This window comes from Streptomyces sp. SAS_272 (assembly GCF_052543235.1).
This window is the reverse complement of the sequence record NZ_JBMNDR010000072.1, coordinates 45,965-48,874: the sequence shown is the minus strand read 5'-3', so window position 1 is coordinate 48,874 and position 2,910 is coordinate 45,965. Positions and strand designations below refer to the sequence as shown.

Genomic DNA, 2,910 nt, shown 5'->3' with positions numbered 1-2,910 from the left:
ACCCCCCCCCCCCCCCCCCCCCCCCGACCCCCCGCCCCCCCGCCCCCCCCCGACGACCCGGCGACCGAGCGGCTGAACAGGACACCCTCATCCATGCGACGTCACACCGTCGAACCCCGCCCCGGCTGGCAGCGGACCGTCGAGGAACAGGGCCTCGTCTACCCCCTCACCCGGCACCCCGACGGCAGCCTGCGCCCCTACTGGGACGAGAGCGCGTACTACGCCTTCACCCTCGACGAGGTCGAGGCGCTGGAGGAGACCATCGAGGAACTGCACGCCCTGTGCCTGGCGGCGGCCGCGCACCTGGTGGACGCCGACCGCCTCGCCGACCTCGGCGTCACCGACCCGCGGATCGCGGCGGCGGTCGCCGAGGCCTGGCGGCGCCGCGCCGAACTCCCCTCCGTCTACGGCCGGTTCGACCTCCGCTACGACGGGACGGGCCCGGCGAAACTCCTCGAGTACAACGCCGACACCCCCACCTCCCTCGTCGAGGCCGCCTCCCCCCAGTGGTTCTGGATGGAGGACCGCTTCCCCGGCGCCGACCAGTGGAACTCCCTGCACGAACGCCTGGTCGCCGCCTGGAAGAAGCAGGCCGCGCTGCTCCCGCCCGGCAACCCCCTCTACTTCGCGCACTCCTCGGCCGACGAGCTCGGCGAGGACCTGATGACGGTCGCCTACCTCAAGGAGACCGCCGAACAGGCCGGCCTGGACACCGACTGGATCTCCATGGAGGAGATCGGCTTCGACCCGCTGTCCGGCCGGTTCGTCGACGGACAGCTCCGCTTCATCCGCAGCTGCTTCAAGCTCTACCCCTGGGAATGGCTCACCGCCGACCGCTTCGCCGGCCACGTCCTCGACACCCTCGACAACGGCGGCGGCACCGGCAGCACCCTGTGGATCGAGCCCGCCTGGAAGATGCTCCTCAGCAACAAGGCGCTGCTCGCCGTCCTGTGGGAACTGAACCCCGGCCACCCGCACCTGCTGCCCGCCTACCTCGACGGCCCGCGCGACCTCGCGGCGACCACCGGCTACGTCGCCAAGCCGCTGCTGGGCCGTGAGGGGGCCGGCGTCACGATCCACGAGAAGGGCGCCGACCCCGTCGTCCGCGACGACGAGCCCTGCTGCTACCAGCAGCTCGCCCCGCTCCCCGCCTTCGACGGCAACCACGTCGTCCTCGGCGCCTGGGTCGTGGACGGGGAGTCGGCCGGCCTCGGCATCCGCGAGTCGGCCGGCCTGATCACGGACGAGTACGCCCGCTTCGTCCCGCACGTGATCCTCTGACCCGTACCCGGTAGGCTGCTGAACGGGTCGTGACTGGCGCGCTGGGATGGGACGGACCATCGGGGAGCGGCCCGTGAGCAGTGACAGTGCCGTGCGCCTGGGCCGAACCGAACTCGCCGTACGCCACGTCCGGAGGTCCCGATGCCCGAGAATTCCGCACCCCTGTCCACCGAGTCCGCCGCCCTGCGCGCCGCCCTCGACGTCGTCCGCGCCGTCGAGCCGCGCGTCGCCGACGCCATCGGCCAGGAGCTCGCCGACCAGCGCGAGATGCTCAAGCTGATCGCCTCGGAGAACTACGCCTCCCCGGCCACCCTCCTCGCGATGGGCAACTGGTTCAGCGACAAGTACGCCGAGGGCACCGTCGGCCGCCGCTTCTACGCCGGATGCCGCAACGTGGACACCGTCGAGTCGCTCGCCGCCGAGCACGCCCGCGAGCTCTTCGGGGCCCGCCACGCCTACGTCCAGCCGCACTCCGGCATCGACGCCAACCTGGTCGCCTTCTGGGCCGTCCTCGCCGACCGCGTCGAGGTCCCGTTCCTGGAGAAGACCGGCGCACGCCAGGTCAACGACCTGTCCGAGGCCGACTGGGCCGAGCTGCGCCAGGCCTTCGGCAACCAGCGCATGCTCGGCATGTCCCTGGACGCCGGCGGCCACCTCACGCACGGCTTCCGCCCGAACATCTCCGGCAAGATGTTCGACCAGCGCTCCTACGGCACGGACCCCGCCACCGGCCTCATCGACTACGACGCGCTGCGCACGACGGCCCGCGAGTTCAAGCCGATGATCATCGTCGCGGGCTACTCGGCGTACCCCCGTCTGGTGAACTTCCGGATCATGCGGGAGATCGCCGACGAGGTCGGCGCGACCCTCATGGTCGACATGGCGCACTTCGCGGGCCTGGTCGCGGGCAAGGTCCTGACCGGCGACTTCGACCCGGTCCCGCACGCCCAGATCGTCACCACGACCACCCACAAGTCGCTGCGCGGCCCGCGCGGCGGCATGGTCCTGTGCGACGACTCCCTCAAGGACCAGGTCGACCGCGGCTGCCCGATGGTCCTCGGCGGCCCGCTCCCGCACGTCATGGCCGCCAAGGCCGTCGCCCTCGCCGAGGCCCGGCAGCCCGCCTTCCAGGACTACGCCCAGCGCATCGTCGACAACGCGCGCGCCCTCGCCGAGGGCCTGACGAGGCGCGGCGCGAGCCTGGTCACCGGCGGCACGGACAACCACCTGAACCTGATCGACGTCGCCTCCTCCTACGGCCTCACCGGCCGGCAGGCCGAGGCCGCGCTGCTGGACTCGGGCATCGTCACCAACCGCAACGCCATCCCGGCCGACCCGAACGGCGCCTGGTACACGTCCGGCATCCGCATCGGCACCCCCGCGCTGACCACCCGCGGCCTCGGCACGGCGGAGATGGACGAGGTGGCGGCCCTGATCGACCGGGTCCTCACCGCCGCCGAGCCCGGCACCACGAAGTCGGGCGCGCCGTCGAAGGCCTCCCACGTCCTGGACGGGAAGATCGCGGACGAGATCTCCCGCCGGGCGACCGACCTGGTCGCGGGCTTCCCGCTGTACCCGGAGATCGACCTCGGCTGACCAGGCGGCGTCCCGGGCGGCCCGCGCGGCAGC

2 protein-coding genes and 1 riboswitch are annotated in these 2,910 nt (G+C 72.5%); both genes read left to right on the top strand.

The annotated features are described in order from the left end of the window. The first annotated feature begins 93 nt into the window (after nucleotides 1–93). Nucleotides 94–1,281 carry a glutathionylspermidine synthase family protein gene (locus ACN6LD_RS31680; RefSeq protein ID WP_445044991.1) on the top strand — a complete coding sequence of 396 codons (1,188 nt, stop codon included), beginning with the start codon at nucleotides 94–96 and terminating at the stop codon, nucleotides 1,279–1,281. A 19-nt stretch (nucleotides 1,282–1,300) separates the two neighbouring features. Next, nucleotides 1,301–1,391, top strand: a riboswitch (ZMP/ZTP riboswitch). 31 nt (nucleotides 1,392–1,422) lie between these two features. Continuing rightward, nucleotides 1,423–2,877, top strand: coding sequence for a glycine hydroxymethyltransferase (locus ACN6LD_RS31675; RefSeq protein ID WP_319192604.1), 1,455 nt, complete (start codon nucleotides 1,423–1,425; stop codon nucleotides 2,875–2,877). Nucleotides 2,878–2,910 lie beyond the last annotated feature (33 nt).

Coding starts and splice junctions, on each gene's coding strand:
- ACN6LD_RS31680 (WP_445044991.1), top strand. CDS start 94: ATGCGACGTCACACCGTCGAACCCCGCCCCGGCTGGCAGCGGACCGTC.
- ACN6LD_RS31675 (WP_319192604.1), top strand. CDS start 1,423: ATGCCCGAGAATTCCGCACCCCTGTCCACCGAGTCCGCCGCCCTGCGC.